A 15,175-nucleotide genomic window follows, 5' to 3' on the forward strand; every position below is an offset into this window, starting at 1 on the left:
GACCCAGCCCCCGGCCGTGCGTACCACTGGCGGGGTCAGGCTACGAGCACCGGAGCCTGCGCACCGCCGGGGCCCGCGTCCCCCGGATCACCGCACCCCGCCCCCGTCCCTCAGAGCGCCCGCCAGCCCTCCGGGTCGACCCCGCCGGGCACCACGCCGTCCGGGGCGTAGGGCTCCCGGGTGAACACGAAGGTGCCCAGGTCCAGATGGGCTGGGGCGCCGCCCTCCCCTCGACCAGCCGCAGCGTCTCCCCCGCGTAATAGCCGTCGAGCCCCGTCCAGGTGCCGTCCGGCTCGGCCTTGAAGCGAGAGGCCCGGCCTCCCTGGGTGGCCGGGGAGAGCTCCAGTCCGCGGTCCGCGCGCAGCCGCAGATGGTAGGCGCGAGGGCCCCAGTACCAGGGGCCGGTCAGCGCCAGCAGCGCCGGATCGACCTCGGTCAGCGGCCGCCAGGGCTCGGGGATACGGGGCTCGTGCTCGGCCACGATCCCTATGAGGTCGGCGGCGATGGCGCCGATCGAGGGCCCCGAGGTGGTGTTGGCCAGCGCGATCCCGGCCAGCCGGTCCTCGGCGCTCACCCACAGCGAGGCCAGGAAGCCGGGCATGGAGCCGGTATGGCCATGGAGGAACCGCCCGCTGTGGCGGACGAGCTGTGTCCCCAGGCCATAGCCGCCGTCCCAGTCCCTCTCCTCGGGGGCGACGGCGGGCTCCCGCATCTCGGCGAGCGTCTCCGCGCCGAGCACCCGCTCGTCCCCGTCCAGCAGGAAGGCGGCGAAGCGGGCCAGATCCCCGGCGGTCGACCAGAGCTGCCCGGCCGGGCCCATCCGCCCGGTGTCCTCGGCCGGTTCGGGCAGCAGCACATCCGCCCAGGGGTGCACGGCCCAGCCCCCGGCGTGCGGGGCGCGCGGCTCGAGCGACGTACGCCCCATCCCCAGCGGCTCCAGCACCTCATGGGCGAGCACCTCGCCCCAGGGCGCTCCGCGCAACCGCTCGACCAGCGCGCCGAGCAGCGCGAAACCGGGGTTGGAGTAGTGGTGACGGCGGCCCGCGGGGTGGACCAGCGGGCGCTCCCCGAAGATATCGGCCGTCCCGGGCCGCAGCGCCCCGGGTGTGCGCTCCCACCACGGGCCGCGGGCCTCGGCGGCGAGACCCGAGGTGTGGGAGAGGAGCTGGGCCACGGTCGCGCCCTCGGCCTCCGGCACGTCCAGATGCTCGGCCAGCGGATCGCCGAGGTCCAGCAGCCCCTCGTCGCGCAGCCGCAGCACCAGCACCGCCACGAAGGTCTTGGTCAAGGAGCCGATGCGGTACTGGGTGTCGGCGTCCGGTGCGGCTCCGTCCACGTGGCCGCGCGAGCCCGTCCACACCAGCCGCCCCTCCCGCACCACGGCCCCCACCAGGGACGGGGCACGGCCCTCGGTCTGGCCGAGGGCGACGCGCCGCAGCAGGGCACGGCGGGTGGCGGGCAGCGGTTCCGTGAACTCATCCGCGTCGCGTGTGGTCATGTCGGCACTGTACGGCGGAGGTCCGACAGCGGGCAGCCATCGGCCGGCCGATCGTCAACGGCCGGGGCACCGCCCGGGACCGCCCCGCGGTCTGGCCTTGACGTCAGGGTCAAGGTCTACCGTCAGCACATGCGGATCGGAGAGCTGGCCGAACGGGCGGGTACCACCACCCGCACCCTGCGCTATTACGAGTCGCTCGGGCTGCTGCCCGCGCGCCGCACCGGCAATGGGTACCGGTCGTACGACGAGGACGATCTGCGGCTGCTCCAGCAGATCCGCGTGCTGCAGGACTTCGGCTTCGAGCTGGAGGAGACGCGTCCGTTCGTCGAATGCCTGCGATCCGGCCATCCGGCCGGTGACTCCTGCCCCGCCTCGCTGGAGGTCTACCGGCGCAAGCTGGCCGAGCTGGACGAGTGCATCGGCCGGCTGAGCGCCATCCGGGAGCGGGTCGGGACACAGCTCGCCCAGGCGGAGCTGGCCCGCGCGGCGCTGGAGGCCGCGGCGACGGCGCCCGCAGGGGCCCCGGAGCCGCGCTGCGAGCTGACGCCGCCCGGGCCGTGAGCCCCGCCGTCCCGCCGTCACCACAACGGCTCCGAACGACTCCGAACGACTCCGAAGGAGAGATGAGATGTCGCTGACACACACCGGGGGAGTGGCCACGGTCACGGACGCCACCTTCGGCGAAGAGGTGCTGACGGCCGAGCTGCCGGTGCTGGTGAAGTTCACCGCCTCGTGGTGCCCGCCGTGCCGGATGATCGCGCCGGTGCTGGCGGAGATCGCGCAGGAGGAGGGCCACCGGCTGAAGGTGGTGCGGCTGGACGTGGACGAGAACCCGTCCACCACCAACGCGTACGGGGTGCTGTCGATGCCGACGCTGATGCTGTTCCGGGCGGGCGAGCCGGTGCGGTCGCTGGTCGGGGCCCGGAGCAAGCGGCGGCTGCTGGAGGAGCTCGCCGAGGCGATCTGACTGAGCCGGAGCCGCGGCCGAACCGCCCCTGCTACGTTGGCCGGACATGACCATCAGTGGGGGCGGCCATCAGTGGGGGCGGAAAAGGTGAGGTCAGCGGTGCGCGTCCTGGTGCAGGGGAAACCCGTCGGCTCGTATCCGGCGCTGCCCCCCGAGGCCGAGCGCGGCTCACCGCGCCGGATCACCGAGGTCGGTGAGGAGATTCTGCGCCGCTCCTGCCGCGAGGTGACCGAGTTCGGCACGCCCGAGCTGAGCGCCCTCATCGACGACATGTTCCTCACCATGTACATCGCCGACGGCGCCGGGCTGGCCGCCAATCAGGTCGACGTCGATCTGCGGCTGTTCGTCTACGACTGCCCGGACGACCACGGCGTACGGCACGTCGGCCACATCATCAACCCCGTCCTGGACCAGCCCGATCCGGCCGAGCGGCTGCTCATCGAGGACGCCGAGGGCTGTCTGTCCGTACCCGGCGCGCGGATGGACGTACCGCGCACCGATCGGACCGTGGTCCGCGGCGTGGACAAGGACGGCAACCCGCTGGTGATCGAGGGCACCGGCTACTTCGCCCGCTGTCTGCAGCACGAGGCCGACCATCTCTCCGGGCATCTCTACATCGACCGGCTCTCCAAGCGCGACCGTAAGGACGCGCTGCGGCAGATGACGGACCTCCATGAGCAGGTCCTCGCCCGGCGCGTGGAGAAGGCGGCGGCCCTGGGCCACCAGCCGCAGCCCTGACCCGGCCCGCCCCCGGGCGGGTGGCGGCCGAGATCGACCCCGCCGTGACCGCCGTTACCGCAGGCGTCGCGCTCGCAGGACGGTGTCCCGGGTGTGATGGGTGCCTGCGGGGGCCGGAGCGGTACGTGGGCGGGTTTCGTTGACCAGGACGGTCCAGTCGTCGTCGAGGAGCCCGGCGATCTCGTCGGGCTGGTAGTAGTCGCCGGGGTCGAAGCCCTGCTCGGGGTCCGGGGACAGATCGGCGAGCGCGTGGGTGGCGAAGAGCAGGGTGCCGCCGGGTGCGACGGCGTCCAGCAGACCGCGCAGCGCCGTGTGGTCCGGCTGGTGTGCGAGCGGGAAGTACTGGACGGACACCAGGTCGAACGCGGCGGCAGGGGGCGGTGTGCCGGTCAGGTCGGCGCGTGTCCACGCCACGCGGCCCTCGACGTCCGTGGCGGCCGCGACGGCGCGTTCCAGGGCGGCCCGGGAGATGTCGACCGCGGTAACCTGCCAGCCGCGCCGGGCCAGCCAGAGTGCGTCGGCGCCTTCACCGCATCCCACGTCGAGCGCCTGCCCCGGCGGTAGGTCGGTGACCTCGGTGACGAGCACTCCGTTGGGCGCGCCGCTGAAGAGCTGGTCGCGGCTGCGATACAAGTCATCCCAGAACTGTGTGTCCATGGCCCTGCCTTACGTGGTGGGGTCGCGTCCGCCACCAACCTGCCCCCGCCCATGGCGAATCGACAAAGTTTTTTGCCGAAACCACGAAGAACGGGCAGTTGTCAGAGGGGGACGACCGGTTCCGACCGCGGCACCCGATCACGCCGCCAGCGTGGCCGCCCACTGTGTAAAGATCTTGACGTACCGCGGCGGGTCGAACTGGTGCATCATGTGCAACGCATCCGGCACCGACTCGTAGTCGACCTTCACCCCCGCCGACTCCATCAACTGCCTGGCCCGGGCGGCCTGCTCGTCGGAGAGCGCACCGAGCGGGTCGCCGGTATCCGGGTCGATGCCACGCGTGTGGTGTGTGAGGAGCACCGGCGTCTTGACGTGGGCGAGCATGCGCTCATGCGGGCAGTGCAGTCCGACGGTGCCCTCCCAGAAGGCCCGCGCCCACTCCGGGTCGTACTCCTTCAGGTGCTGCGGGATCTCGTCCGCCACGAAGTATCCCGCCGCCGGCGACGACGAGGCGCCGGCCGCGCGGCAGTAGCCCTCCCAGTCACCGACGCTCCACTGGTCGCCGAGGTAGGTGCGGAAGAGCTCGAACACGGGGCCCGCCCCCTGGCGGATCGAGTGGCCGCACGTGGTGACGAGTTCGGACGCGAAGAACGGGGCGTCCTCGCACAGTGCGCCCCGGATCTGCCCGGGCATGGAGTACGCCGACAGCCACGCCGCGAGGACGCCACCGGAGGAGTTGCCCGCGACGATGACGGGGCGTTTCACCACCAGGGCGATGAACCGGACCAGGTCGTTGCCGAAGTTGTCGAGGCTGTACCGCTTCGGGGTCCAGCTGCTGCGCCCCTGGCCCCGCAGGTCAACGGCGTAGACGTGGAATTCCTCGGCGAGGAGGCCCATCGTCTCCTCGTACCCCCACCACGAGCCGGTCTGCTCGGGGATCAGCAGCACGGCGGGCTTGTCCGGCTCACCGGCCTCGGCGTAGTTCATGGTGATCTCACCGAGATCGGCCCGCTGCTCGGGATAGGCGTGCGGGACGTAGACGTCGCGCAGCACGGGGTCGGTCGCCATTGCTGTCTCCTTGGTCTCCGGTGTCCATCGTCACCGGTGCACGGTCACGACGGATCGGATGCCGTGATGGGCCAGTTCGCTCGCGGCGGCCGGTCCAGCGGGGCCGGCGCCGGCGGCCAACACCGCGGTCTGCGCGTCGTCGTGCGGGTGAGTCACGTCGCTAGTATTCGAGCTGTGACCAGCGACGCGCACCGGCGATTTCGATGAGTGGGACGCCGGTGCCGACCCGTCGCCCGGGACGGCCGCCGCACGGCGAGCCGATCCTGGAGCGGGCGTTCCGGGTCCTGGGCGCCTTCGCAGAGGCCGGGGAGGGCCTGCCACTCCACACGCTCGCGGCTCGGGCGGGTCTCCCAAAGAGCACCACATCGCGGATCGCGGCCCAGCTGATGGGTGTGGGTGCCCTCGAGCGCCTCGACAACGGCGATTTCGTCGTCGGCTTGCGGCTGCTCGAGATCGCCTCGCTGGCTCCCCGCGGCCACGGACTGCGCGCCGCCGCGCTCCCGTTCATGGAGGACCTGCACCGGGTCACCCGCCAGCACGTTCTCCTCGCCGTACGCGACGGCCACGAGGCCGTACTCGTCGAGCGCCTGTCGGCCCGGGACGCGGCAGCGGTCAAGTACCGGGTCGGCGGACGCCTCCCCCTCGCCGAAACCGGCATCGGCGTCGCCCTGCTGGCCCACGCCCCCGAGCCGGTGCGGGATGACGCGCTGGCCGGCGCGACCGACGCGGGCCGGCTCCGCCGACTCATCGCCACCGTCCGCAGGGAGGGCGTCTGTGCCATGACGGGGCCCAACCCGCTGCGCACCGGACCCACCACGATGTCGACCGTCGCCGCCCCGATTCTGAACCGTCGCGGTGAGTCATTGGGCGCGCTGTCACTCGTCGCGCCCGCCGAGGGCGTCACCCAGGTCACCGCTCGAGTCGCGCTGCGAACGGCGAGCCTGGCGATCTCCCGGACGGTGGGACTCCGACCCGCGACATGAGATGACGACGTGGCCGGTCCTTCAGCCGCGCGTCACCTTGAGATGCGGGCTTCGATGCCGTCGAGCAGGAAGTCGAGGCCGATCCGGAAGGTGTGGTCGGCGTCCAGGTGGGCGGCATCGCGCACCACCGTGGCCAGCGCGGGGAATCGGCCAGTGGCGAAGGTTCGCTCCAGATAGGGCCCGAGTGAGGCCTGCCAACGCTTCTCGTCCATCCCGGTGGTCCGCTCGGCACGCCGCTCGGCGATCTCCCGGCGCACCGCGCCGATCACGTACGCGTTGACCGCGGCGACCATCGGCATGATGGCGTCCACGTCGACGTCGCCCAGTGCGGCCATCACGGTCTCCCCACTGGCCAGCGCGTGCGGCCCGAGCTGGGGCCGGCCACCCAGTAGATCGGCGAGCCATTCGTGCTCGTGAGCGGCGTGCCGAGTGGCTTCGGCAAGAGACCGGAGCGCCTCCCGCCAGCCGTCTCCGACCGGCCGGATCTCGGCGTGGGCGGCGTCGACCATCAGGTCGAGCAACTCCTCCTTGCCGGCGATGTAGCCGTACAGCCGCATCGGACGGACGTCCAGCGCGGTGGCGACCTTGCGCAGCGACACCGCAGCCAGGCCGCCCGTGTCGGCCAGCTCGATCGCCGCTCGCACGATCCGTTCCCGGCTCAACGGGGCCGGCACGGGTCGATTCGGTGGCTCCGGCCTCTCCCACACCAACATGCCGCTCACAATACACCGCATCGGGCGATACAGTGTATTGACCAGTACGGCGTATCGAAGGAGAGGCAACCATGACCATCGCCATCGTCGGAGCCGGCTTGGGTGGCTTGGTCCTTGCCCGGGTGCTGCACGTGAACGGCATCGACGCCGTCGTGTACGAACGGGAATCGTCACGCGGTGCGCGCGGTCAGGGCGGCATGCTCGACATCCACTCCGGCCAGCGGGCGCTGCGCGAGGCCGGTCTGATCGACCAGTTCTACGCGATCGCCCGTGGTGAAGGCCAGGACATGCGGCTCCTGGAACCGGATGGCACCCTGCTGCTCCAGGAGGACACACCCGACGACGCCCCGCTTGAGCGACCCGAGGTCGACCGCGCCGATCTGCGCGACCTGCTGCTGGACTCCCTCCCCGAAGACGTGGTGCGCTGGGGGCACGCGTTCATATCCGCCGACAACGGCCTGCTGCACTTCACCGACGGCAGCAGTGCGACGTATGACCTGCTGGTCGGCGCGGACGGCGCGCAGTCCCGGGTCCGCGCGCTGCTCACCGACGCCCGCCCGGCGCATATCGGCCAGAACATCGTCGAGGTCGGCATTCCCGACATCGACCGCACGCACCCCGACCTCGCGGCGATGGTCGGGCGCGGCAACTGCTGGGTGCTCGGCAACGGACTATCCCTGGCGGCGCAGCGCAACGGCGACGGCCGCGTTCGCATCGGCCTCAGCTTCTACAACACCGCCGCGGACTGGTTCGCTACCAGCGGGATCCCGTTCGACGACCCGGCCGCCGCCCGGGCGCGGCTGATCGACCTGCTCCCCGGCTGGGACTCACGGTTCACCGCACTGATCGCGGCCTGCGACGACACGATCGTGCCGCGGTCGATCACCACGCTCCCGGTCGGCCTGACCTGGCCGTCGACGCCGGACATCACGCTGCTCGGCGACGCCGCGCACCTGATGCCGCCGGTGGGAGAGGGCGCCAACATGGCGCTGCTCGACGGCGCCCTGCTCGGTCTGGCGCTGGCCGCGCACCCGGACGACCTTCCCGCCGCCGTCAAAGAATACGAACGCGAGATGTTCGAACGCACCAGCGCTGCCGCCCGGATGTCCGCGGACATGCAGGAATTGCTGACATCGCCGGACGCCGCCCGGAAAATGCTCGCATTCTTCCAACCTGGCTGAAGGCACCCGAATACGACCAGGAAGCCGGTCGTCCAGCCGGCGCGATCATGACCTCCGGCGCGGTCTCCACTGAGATGCGGTCTCCGCTGAGGTCAGGACACGAAATCCGAGACCCTGCAACCTGTAGGGTCTCGCGGCTCGTGTCGGACGTCGGGCGCGTGACCTGCAAGTCCGTCCGCTGTCTCACGTCGTGTCGGACGCTCGGCGTCTCAACTCCGTGTCGGTGAACCGAGGGCGTCGCCGGCCGACGGCCGCGGCGTGGCTCGCTGAACTGCGGTGTCTCACGGTCGATGTCGGATCCGACTTCCATCCGACATCGACCATGAGATTCCGACACGGGAAATGAGATCCCACACAACCTCGTATCAGGTCTGCGCCATGTCCACGAAGCGCGAGTAGTGGCCCTGGAAGGCGACCGTGATCGTGGCCGTCGGGCCGTTACGGTGCTTGGCCACGATCAGATCCGCCTCACCCGCGCGCGGAGACTCCTTCTCATAGGCGTCCTCGCGGTGGAGCAGGATGACCATGTCCGCGTCCTGCTCGATGGATCCACTCTCTCGGAGGTCGGAGACCATCGGCTTCTTGTCCGTGCGCTGCTCGGGGCCTCGGTTGAGCTGGGAGAGCGCGATGACCGGCACTTCCAGCTCCTTGGCCAGCAGCTTCAGGTTTCGCGACATGTCCGAGACCTCCTGCTGACGGCTCTCGGGGCGCCGGGCGCCGCCGGACTGCATCAGCTGGAGATAGTCGATGACGACCAACTGCAGATCGCTGCGCTGCTTGAGCCGGCGGCACTTGGCGCGGATCTCCATCATCGACAGGTTCGGGGAGTCGTCGATGAACAGCGGGGCCTGGGAGACATCCGGCATCCGCCGGGCCAGCCGCGTCCAGTCCTCGTCGGTCATGCTGCCGGAGCGCATATGGTGCAGCGCCACCCGGGCCTCGGCGGAGAGCAGACGCATCGCGATCTCGTTGCGGCCCATCTCCAGCGAGAAGATCACGCTCGGCATGTTGTGCTTGATCGAGCAGGCCCGCGCGAAGTCCAGGGCCAGGGTGGACTTACCCATCGCGGGCCGGGCGGCGATGACGACCATCTGGCCCGGGTGCAGACCGTTCGTCAGGGAGTCCAGGTCGGTGAAGCCGGTGGGCACCCCGGACATCTGCCCGCTGCGTGAGCCGATCGCCTCGATCTCGTCGAGCGCGCCCTCCATGATGTCGCCGAGCGGCAGATAGTCCTCGCTGGTGCGCTGCTCGGTGACGGCGTAGATCTCCGCCTGGGCGTTGTTGACGATCTCGTCGACGTCCCCGTCCGCCGCGTATCCCATCTGGGTGATGCGGGTGCCCGCCTCGACGAGGCGGCGCAGCACGGCGCGCTCGTGGACGATCTCCGCGTAGTACTCGGCGTTGGCGGCGGTGGGGACCGACTGGACGAGGGTGTGGAGATACGAGGCGCCGCCGACCCGGGCGATCTCACCGCGCTTGGTCAGCTCCGCGGCGACCGTGATCGGGTCGGCCGGCTCGCCCTTGGCGTAGAGATCCAGGATGGCCTGGTAGACGGTCTCATGGGCGGGCCGGTAGAAGTCATTGCCCTTGAGGACCTCCACCACATCGGCGATGGCGTCCTTGGAGAGCAGCATGCCGCCGAGCACGGACTGCTCGGCGTCGAGGTCCTGGGGCGGAACGCGCTCGAAGCCGGAGCCCTCCCAGGCGGAGCCGCCCCCTCCGTCGCGGTCCTGCTGACCGTCGCGCCCCCGGCCGCCGCCCTCACCGCGACGGAAGCGGGGGGACGGGAACCGGTCGGACGGGCCGGAATCCGCCCAGGGGTCGTCCATGGGCTCGGGAACGCTCACCCCGTCACCTCCTCCCGTCCGCGAAGCGAACCTCGCCGTGCCCGTCCTTCTTACGGCACGGCTATGACACAACTGAGCGGCCGGCTTTCCGGACACGGCGCATCGGAGGCTGGGGATTCCAGGGCCGAATCGGGTGGCGGGCGCCGGACCACGGTAGGCCCGTCGGGACCGCCAGCCAACTTGGTTATCCACAGGGCATGTGGATGATGGGATCCATCCTGTGGGTAAGTCGCGCGAACCTGTGCACGGGTCGGGGGACAGCGCTGTGGACAAACACACAATCACCCCGAGAGCCCAACCCTGACCTGCGGTTTCTCTATCCAGAAGCTGTGCAGAAGAAAAACTTCCGCCCCCGGCGCAAGATCACGACAAAGGGCGCAGAGAAGATCGTCCCGCACGCCGCCTTGTAAGGATCGTAGATAGCTTGTGTCTCTTACCTGTGGACGATTACATTGCCCTCATGACACAGGCCCCCACGAGCGCGCGGAACACCCTGCGCCACCACGACCGCGAGATCGTCGCACTCGCGCTTCCCGCCTTCGGCGCGCTCGTGGCGGAACCCCTCTTCGTCATGGTCGACAGCGCCGTCGTCGGCCATCTGGGCACCACCCAGCTGGCCGGTCTGGGCGTCGCCGCGGCCCTGCTCGCCACCGCCGTCAACATCTTCGTCTTCCTCGCCTACGCCACCACCGGGGCGGTCGCCCGCCGCGTCGGCGCGGGCGACCTCGCCGGAGCGATCCGGCAGGGCATGGACGGCATCTGGCTGGCCCTGCTGCTCGGCGCCGCCGTCATCGCCGTGGCCCTTCCCACCGCCCCCGCCCTCATCGACCTCTTCGGCGCCTCGGACACCGCCGCGCCCTACGCCATCACCTATCTGCGGATCAGCACCCTCGGCATCCCCGCGATGCTGGTGGTGCTCGCCGCCACCGGAGTCCTCCGTGGCCTCCAGGACACCCGCACCCCGCTGTATGTCGCCATCGGCGGCTTCGGGGCCAACGCCGCGCTCAACGTCACCCTGGTCTACGCGGCCGGGCTGGGCATCGCGGGCTCGGCCTGGGGCACGGTGATCGCCCAGAACGCCATGGCCGCCGTCTACCTCGCCGTGGTCATCCGGGGCGCGCGGCGCCATGGCACCTCGCTGAAGCCCGATGCCGCCGGAATCAGGGCCTGTGCCCACGCCGGGACACCGCTGCTGATCCGTACGCTCTCGCTGCGCGCCGTGATGCTGATCGCGACGGCCGTGGCGGCCCGCCTCGGCGACACCGACATCGCCGCCCATCAGATCGTGCTCACCCTGTGGAGTCTGCTGGCGTTCGCCCTGGACGCCATCGCCATCGCGGGCCAGGCGATCATCGGACGCTATCTGGGAGCGGGCGACGAGGAGGGGGCCCGGGCCGCCTGCCGCCGCATGGTGCACTGGGGCATCGCCTCCGGCGTGGCGCTGGGCCTGCTGGTGGTCGCCTCCCGGCCACTGTTCATCCCCCTGTTCACCACCGATGCCGCGGTACGGGACGCCCTGCTGCCCGCCCTGCTGGTGACGGCCCTCATCCAGCCGGTCTCGGGTGTGGTCTTCGTCCTCGACGGCGTGCTGATGGGCGCGGGCGACGGGCCGTATCTGGCCCGGGCGATGATTGTCACCCTCGCCGCCTTCGCCCCGGTGGCGCTGCTGGTCCCCTCGTTCGGCGGCGGGCTGACCGCGCTGTGGTGCACGATGGCGCTGATGATGTCGGTCCGGTTGGCGACCCTGTGGCTGCGCACCCGCTCCGGCCGCTGGATCATCACCGGCGCGGTACGAGGCTGAGCCCCGCCGGACCACGGCACGCGCATCCCTGGAAAAGATCAGAGCCGCCGGTCCCCCGGCACGGCGGAGGGCCGCACCCCACAGGGTGCGGCCCTCCGGTGCACGGTGCCAAAGGCGACCGTCACGGTCGTCAGGCGGCGACGACCTCGACGCCGACCTTGGCGGCAACCTCGGCGTGCAGACGGACCGAGACCTGGTGCGCGCCCAGGGTCTTGATCGGCGACTGCACCTCGATGCGGCGCTTGTCCACGTCCGGACCACCCGCGTCCTTGATCGCCGAAGCGATGTCGGCCGGGGTGACGGAGCCGAACAGCCGGCCGGCGTCGCCAGCACGGGTCTTCAGCTGCACCTTGACGCCCTCGAGCCGAGCCTTGACCTCATTGGCCTGCTCGATCGTGGCGATCTCGCGGATGCGACGACCGCGGCGGATCTGCTCGACGTCCTTCTCGCCGCCCTTGGTCCAGCGGATCGCCAGACCACGCGGAACGAGGTAGTTACGGGCGTAACCGTCCTTGACGTCCACGACGTCACCGGCGGTACCGAGGCCGGAGACCTCGTGGGTGAGGATGATCTTCATGACTGGGTCACCCTTCCCTTATCGCGCGGTGGAGGTGTAGGGCAGCAGTGCCATCTCACGGCTGTTCTTCACAGCCGTGGCGACGTCACGCTGGTGCTGGGTGCAGTTGCCGGTGACCCGGCGGGCACGGATCTTGCCGCGGTCGGAAATGAACTTCCGCAGCAGGTTCGTGTCCTTGTAGTCGACGTAGGAGATCTTCTCCTTGCAGAACACGCAAACCTTCTTCTTAGGCTTGCGAGCAGGCGGCTTCGCCATTGTCTCTCTCCAGTGTGATCAAGAAGTATGTGCTGGTCGCCCTGACCAGACCGAGCGCTGTTTGTTTCACGTGGTTTCACGTGGTTTCACGTGAAACAGCGCTCCGGGCCTAGAAGGGCGGCTCGTCCGAGTAGCCGCCGCCGGAGTTGCCGGAGCCGCCGCCCCAGCCACCACCGCCGCCGCCCTGGCCGCCGGCCGGAGCGCCGGTCGCCCACGGGTCGTCGGCCGGAGCGCCGCCGCCCTGCTGACCGCCGCCGGAGTTGCCGGGGCCGCCGCCCCAACCGCCTCCGCCGCCCTGGCCGCCGCCACCGCCGCCGCCGTAACCACCCTGACCACCGCGACCGGTGGTCTTGGTGACCTTGGCTGTGGCGTTGCGCAGACTGGCGCCGACCTCGTCGACATCCAGCTCATAGACCGTGCGCTTGATCCCCTCACGGTCCTCGTAGGACCGCTGCTTCAGACGACCCTGCACGATGACGCGCATGCCGCGCTGAAGGGACTCGGCCACGTTCTCCGCGGCCTGCCGCCACACCGAGCACGTGAGGAAGAGGCTCTCGCCGTCCTTCCACTCGTTGGTCTGCCGGTCGAAGGTACGGGGAGTGGACGCGACGCGGAACTTCGCGACCGCCGCACCGGACGGGGTGAAACGCAGCTCGGGGTCGTCGACGAGATTGCCGACGACCGTGATGACGGTCTCGCCTGCCATTGGGGGAACCTCTCGGCGGGTACTGCTGGGCTGCTTGCTACTCGTTGCGATACGGCCCCGATGACCGCTGAACGCTTACGCGTCAGTGGGTCTCGGGACGGAGGACCTTGGTCCGGAGGACCGACTCGTTCAGGTTCAGCTGGCGGTCGAGCTCCTTGACGACCGCGGGCTCTGCCTGCAGGTCGATGACCGAGTAGATGCCCTCGGGCTTCTTCTTGATCTCGTACGAGAGACGACGACGGCCCCAGGTGTCGACCTTCTCGACCTTGCCTTCGCCCTCACGGACGACGGAAAGGAAGTTCTCGATCAGCGGGGAGACAGCGCGCTCCTCGAGATCGGGGTCGAGGATGACCATCACCTCGTAGTGACGCATGTGGAACCCACCTCCTTTGGACTCAGCGGCCACGGTCGTTCCGTGGCAGGAGGGTCGTGATGCGTATCCGCTTCAGCGCCTGTGCAGACACCACCGCGGACGGTACACAGTACCCGGCTACGGCCTCCCGCTTGAAATCCGGGCGTCTTAGCCCGCAATCTGTACACATCGGGTGTGAGCGGCGTTACAGTTCGCCGCTTTGCTCTATGTGCCTACCTGGAGGTGCCCCATGGCACAGGCAGCACGACCCCATCACGGCTTGCTCTCCTTCCTGGACACCGATGGCAAGTCGCATCCCGTTGAGAACGCTTTCGCCGTGACCACGCTGGTGATCGGGGCGATCGCCTTCGTCACGGCTCATTTCACCCAGCTCCACCTGGTCAGCTCATGGACCGGGCTGGTCGGAATGATCACTGGCGCCTGGGGCCAGCTGATCTCCGCGACCACCGGTGAGCGGTTCGTGCTGATCATCGGACTCGGTGCCGCGGGGGTCGGCTTCTACCTCGGCATGGCACACGGAGGGCTCTTCGGCGGCGTGCTGGGCTGAGCCCGCCCGGAGCCTGGTTGCCCCAGGCCCGAACGGGGCGCGTCCCGGTCGCAGTAGGCTTCGGCGCGAGAGCCGGAGCCCCGACCCTGGGGACACACCTGCCGAGGAGCGCCCCGCATGAGCCTGACCCTGAGGACGATCAGCCGAGAGCAGCATCTGGCGTATATCCAGAGCCTGCCCGCGGCCAGCCACATGCAGGTCCCGGCATGGGCTGACGTCAAGTCGGAGTGGCGCTCGGAGAACCTCGGCTGGTTCGACGCCACGGGCCAGCTCGTCGGCGCCGGCCTCGTCCTCTACCGGCAGCTGCCCAAGATCAAGCGCTATCTCGCCTATCTCCCCGAGGGCCCGGTCATCAACTGGTACGCGCCCAACCTCGAGGACTGGCTGCGCCCGATGCTCGCGCATCTGAAGCAGCAGGGCGCGTTCTCCGTGAAGATGGGCCCGCCGGTCATCATCCGCCGCTGGGACTCCACCGCGATCAAGTCGGGCATCCAGAACCCCGACGTCAAGCGGCTGCGCGATGTCGAGGCCACCTTCATCGAGCCGCGCGCCTTCGAGGTCGCCGAGCGGCTGCGGCGCATGGGCTGGCAGCAGGGCGAGGACGGCGGGGCCGGCTTCGGTGACGTCCAGCCGCGGTACGTCTTCCAGGTGCCGCTGGAGAACCGCTCCCTGGAGGATGTCCACAAGGGCTTCAACCAGCTGTGGCGCCGCAACATCAAGAAGGCCGAGAAGGCCGGTGTCGAGGTCGTCCAGGGCGGCTACGAGCATCTGCCCGAGTGGCAGCGGCTCTACGAGATCACCGCGGAACGCGACCACTTCCGGCCCCGCCCGCTCAGCTACTTCCAGCGCATGTGGACGGCCCTCAACACCGAGGACCCCAACCGGATGCGGCTGTACTTCGCGATGCACGAGAACGAGGTCGTGGCCGCGGCCACGATGCTGATCGTCGGAGGCCATGTCTGGTACTCCTACGGCGCCTCCGCCAACCACAAGCGCGAGGTCCGGCCCTCGAACGCGATGCAGTGGCGGATGCTCCGCGACGCGTACGCGCTGGGCGCGACCGTCTACGACCTGCGCGGCATCAGCGACTCCCTCGATGAGACAGATCATCTCTTCGGTCTGATCCAGTTCAAGGTGGGCACCGGTGGGCAGGCTGCCGAGTACCTCGGCGAGTGGGACTTCCCGCTCAACAAGCTCCTGCACAAGGCACTCGACATCTACATGTCGCGTCGCTGACCACGATTCGCTGTTTCCCATACTTCCA

The 15,175-nt window shown here is 69.9% G+C and carries 17 protein-coding genes and 1 pseudogene; 8 read left to right on the top strand and 10 right to left on the bottom strand.

Annotation, left to right across the window (positions count from 1 at the left end):
• Positions 1-110: 110 nt before the first annotated feature.
• Positions 111-1,498, bottom strand: a pseudogene (locus CGL27_RS24420) (serine hydrolase domain-containing protein).
• 129 nt (positions 1,499-1,627) lie between these two features.
• Here CGL27_RS24420 and CGL27_RS24425 point away from each other — a divergent pair.
• The 3 genes from CGL27_RS24425 (at position 1,628) to def (ending at position 3,203) form a co-directional block, all read left to right on the top strand.
• Entirely contained in the window at positions 1,628-2,059 is a 432-nt protein-coding gene (locus CGL27_RS24425; RefSeq protein ID WP_014061942.1) for a MerR family transcriptional regulator, read from the top strand.
• A 67-nt stretch (positions 2,060-2,126) separates the two neighbouring features.
• Positions 2,127-2,465, top strand: a complete 339-nt coding sequence (gene trxA / locus CGL27_RS24430) for a thioredoxin (protein WP_078642409.1) — start codon at positions 2,127-2,129, stop codon at positions 2,463-2,465.
• Between the two features lie 99 nt (positions 2,466-2,564).
• Positions 2,565-3,203: a peptide deformylase gene (gene def / locus CGL27_RS24435; RefSeq protein ID WP_119990026.1), complete on the top strand. Its 639-nt coding sequence runs from the start codon at positions 2,565-2,567 to the stop codon at positions 3,201-3,203.
• 54 nt (positions 3,204-3,257) lie between these two features.
• Here the strand turns inward: def and CGL27_RS24440 are convergent, their stop codons facing one another.
• The 3 genes from CGL27_RS24440 to CGL27_RS51060 form a co-directional block, all read right to left on the bottom strand.
• Positions 3,258-3,860 (bottom strand): class I SAM-dependent methyltransferase, encoded by a 603-nt coding sequence (locus CGL27_RS24440; RefSeq protein ID WP_119990028.1) that lies wholly within the window; start codon positions 3,858-3,860, stop codon positions 3,258-3,260.
• A gap of 138 nt (positions 3,861-3,998) precedes the next feature.
• Entirely contained in the window at positions 3,999-4,928 is a 930-nt protein-coding gene (locus CGL27_RS24445) for an alpha/beta hydrolase (RefSeq protein WP_078642412.1), read from the bottom strand.
• Positions 4,929-4,958: 30 nt separating this feature from the next.
• Positions 4,959-5,084 (bottom strand): FAD-dependent monooxygenase, encoded by a 126-nt coding sequence (locus CGL27_RS51060; protein WP_205587745.1) that lies wholly within the window; start codon positions 5,082-5,084, stop codon positions 4,959-4,961.
• Between the two features lie 62 nt (positions 5,085-5,146).
• Here CGL27_RS51060 and CGL27_RS24450 point away from each other — a divergent pair, with 62 nt between their 5' ends.
• Positions 5,147-5,911, top strand: a complete 765-nt coding sequence (locus tag CGL27_RS24450) for an IclR family transcriptional regulator (protein WP_240450621.1) — start codon at positions 5,147-5,149, stop codon at positions 5,909-5,911.
• A 32-nt stretch (positions 5,912-5,943) separates the two neighbouring features.
• On the opposite strand, the gene CGL27_RS24455 is transcribed toward CGL27_RS24450, so the two are convergent.
• Positions 5,944-6,624, bottom strand: coding sequence for a TetR/AcrR family transcriptional regulator C-terminal domain-containing protein (locus tag CGL27_RS24455; RefSeq protein WP_119990032.1), 681 nt, complete (start codon positions 6,622-6,624; stop codon positions 5,944-5,946).
• Positions 6,625-6,695: 71 nt separating this feature from the next.
• Between CGL27_RS24455 and CGL27_RS24460 the strand changes: the two genes are divergently transcribed.
• Positions 6,696-7,805 carry an FAD-dependent monooxygenase gene (locus tag CGL27_RS24460; protein ID WP_119990034.1) on the top strand — a complete coding sequence of 370 codons (1,110 nt, stop codon included), beginning with the start codon at positions 6,696-6,698 and terminating at the stop codon, positions 7,803-7,805.
• Between the two features lie 365 nt (positions 7,806-8,170).
• Here CGL27_RS24460 and dnaB read toward each other — a convergent pair whose 3' ends face one another.
• Positions 8,171-9,652: a replicative DNA helicase gene (gene dnaB, locus CGL27_RS24465; RefSeq protein ID WP_078642416.1), complete on the bottom strand. Its 1,482-nt coding sequence runs from the start codon at positions 9,650-9,652 to the stop codon at positions 8,171-8,173.
• 460 nt (positions 9,653-10,112) lie between these two features.
• Here dnaB and CGL27_RS24470 point away from each other — a divergent pair, with 460 nt between their 5' ends.
• Positions 10,113-11,453, top strand: coding sequence for an MATE family efflux transporter (locus CGL27_RS24470; RefSeq protein WP_119994529.1), 1,341 nt, complete (start codon positions 10,113-10,115; stop codon positions 11,451-11,453).
• A gap of 130 nt (positions 11,454-11,583) precedes the next feature.
• On the opposite strand, the gene rplI is transcribed toward CGL27_RS24470, so the two are convergent.
• The 4 genes from rplI to rpsF form a co-directional block, all read right to left on the bottom strand.
• Positions 11,584-12,030: a 50S ribosomal protein L9 gene (rplI, locus tag CGL27_RS24475; RefSeq protein ID WP_014061948.1), complete on the bottom strand. Its 447-nt coding sequence runs from the start codon at positions 12,028-12,030 to the stop codon at positions 11,584-11,586.
• Between the two features lie 18 nt (positions 12,031-12,048).
• A complete protein-coding gene (gene rpsR, locus CGL27_RS24480; RefSeq protein WP_003978893.1) occupies positions 12,049-12,285 on the bottom strand; it encodes a 30S ribosomal protein S18 in 237 nt (78 codons plus the stop codon).
• Between the two features lie 109 nt (positions 12,286-12,394).
• A complete protein-coding gene (locus CGL27_RS24485) occupies positions 12,395-12,991 on the bottom strand; it encodes a single-stranded DNA-binding protein (RefSeq protein ID WP_059143727.1) in 597 nt (198 codons plus the stop codon).
• 82 nt (positions 12,992-13,073) lie between these two features.
• Positions 13,074-13,364 (bottom strand): 30S ribosomal protein S6, encoded by a 291-nt coding sequence (gene rpsF / locus CGL27_RS24490; protein WP_014061950.1) that lies wholly within the window; start codon positions 13,362-13,364, stop codon positions 13,074-13,076.
• A 229-nt stretch (positions 13,365-13,593) separates the two neighbouring features.
• Here rpsF and CGL27_RS24495 point away from each other — a divergent pair, with 229 nt between their 5' ends.
• Entirely contained in the window at positions 13,594-13,911 is a 318-nt protein-coding gene (locus CGL27_RS24495) for a hypothetical protein (protein ID WP_078642418.1), read from the top strand.
• Positions 13,912-14,028: 117 nt separating this feature from the next.
• Entirely contained in the window at positions 14,029-15,147 is a 1,119-nt protein-coding gene (locus CGL27_RS24500) for a peptidoglycan bridge formation glycyltransferase FemA/FemB family protein (protein WP_014061952.1), read from the top strand.
• Positions 15,148-15,175 lie beyond the last annotated feature (28 nt).

Source organism: Streptomyces sp. 11-1-2 (assembly GCF_003595545.1).
In the GTDB taxonomy this organism is placed as follows: Bacteria; Actinomycetota; Actinomycetes; order Streptomycetales; family Streptomycetaceae; genus Streptomyces; species Streptomyces hygroscopicus_B.